1 protein-coding gene is annotated in these 1,555 nt (G+C 66.4%); it reads right to left on the bottom strand.

Annotation, left to right across the window (positions count from 1 at the left end; genetic code table 11):
• Positions 1-66: 66 nt before the first annotated feature.
• A complete protein-coding gene (locus ACWDUN_RS30000; protein ID WP_449934571.1) occupies positions 67-1,254 on the bottom strand; it encodes a DUF222 domain-containing protein in 1,188 nt (395 codons plus the stop codon).
• Positions 1,255-1,555 lie beyond the last annotated feature (301 nt).

The following is a 1,555-nucleotide window of genomic DNA, read 5'->3' as shown; positions in this document are numbered from 1 at the left end:
AACTCCAGCACGCACCTGCCTGACCGAAGCGGCCCCATCCACAATCACCACCCACCAGCGCAACCGCTACGCCACGGATTCATGCGACACCCTCAGCAGCACCCCGTTGTCCAGACTCGTTTCGCCCCCGGCGCCCCAGGGTTGGATGTGGTGGGCGTCGCACCATGACACCGGCCGACCACACCCCGGATGTGCACAGCCCTTGTCCCGTATTCCCAACGCTTTACGGATGGCGGGTGTGAACAGGCGCTCGCTGCGCCCAAGATCGAGTGGGACCCCGGTGTGATCCACGATCACCGAGGTCAGTGTGGAGTCACACGCGATCAGATCGGCGGTGGCGGTGCTGATCGGGCCGCCGAATCCCAGGCTGTCTACACCGTCGTCACCAGACACGTTCCCGGCGCGCCGGACCAACGTGACGTGCGGCAACACGCCTCCCGACATCGGTCGTGTCGACTGCGACAAGTAGGTGCGCAAGATCTGCCCGATCGCGTCGCCGCGACGCCTACCGACCGGGCGCGGATCCGGTGAGCCGTCGGGCAGCGGGACGGGCCGGCACAACGGATCCAACGCCGCGCACAGTTCTTCCCCGGTACCCACATCCAGGTCCAACGTGGCCTCGAATCGGCCTTCGCCGTTCTGGGCCAGGGTCATCTCGTTGAGGTCGGTGTCCTCGGCGACCGGCACCGCACGCTGCTCCGGCGGCAGGCTCGCTGCGCGGTCGATGGCGATCGCGCGGGCCTTGGTGTCCACCTGGGCCGGGGTGGTCTGGATCATCAGCGTGGTCACGACCGCCGCGCGGTCTGCCTCGGACAGCTCGACGCGGCGCTCGATATGGGCCACGCCTTTGCCGACCGCGTCGACGAACTCGATGCCCAACCCGCCCACGCGCTGGGACCGCGTCAACGCCGGCATCGACGACGCCGCGCGTCCCACCCGTGCCGCGCGCTGTGCGGCGCCCGGGGACATCCCCAGCGCGGTGAGCAGATCCGCCCCGCTGCGCAGGCGTTTGCGCGCCGGCACCCCCAAACGCTCCGCCGCCGCCACCGCAGAAGCAATGACGTGATCGAAAAGGTTGCGGGCCGTCACCGCGGCCGCGAGCACCGCCAACAGCGGCGCCTCGTCAACCACGCGGCGCGGACAGTCCAGCAGATGAAACAACGTCCGCTCACCGACGTCATCATCGGGTGGAACAGACGGCGCGAGATCGTCGATCAGCGCATCGATGAAATTGTTGAGACCGGCGGCGTCCATGGCAGGACCTTTCCCCAGGTCCGCTCGCGGGAGACACGAGGTGTCTCGAACCGGCACACGGTTCACTTACGGCGACCGTCGTCACGGTCGATGCGCTCACCCGGTGCCGATTGGGAGCGGACTATTATTCGAACTTGTGTTCGAGTCTACGCCGAGTGTCAGCTCTATGCAAGTGTGATGTATCAGGACATCGGTGACAGTTCTGCATCAGGACATCGGTGACAGTTGATGTATCAGGACATCGGTGACGGTTATCGGGGTTTGGGGCGTGGGCCGCGTGGTTGTCCGTTGCCTACATACT

Source organism: Mycobacterium sp. NPDC003323 (genome assembly GCF_053589535.1).
The sequence above is the reverse complement of the archived record's forward strand: the minus strand, read 5'-3'. Positions and strand labels throughout refer to the sequence as shown.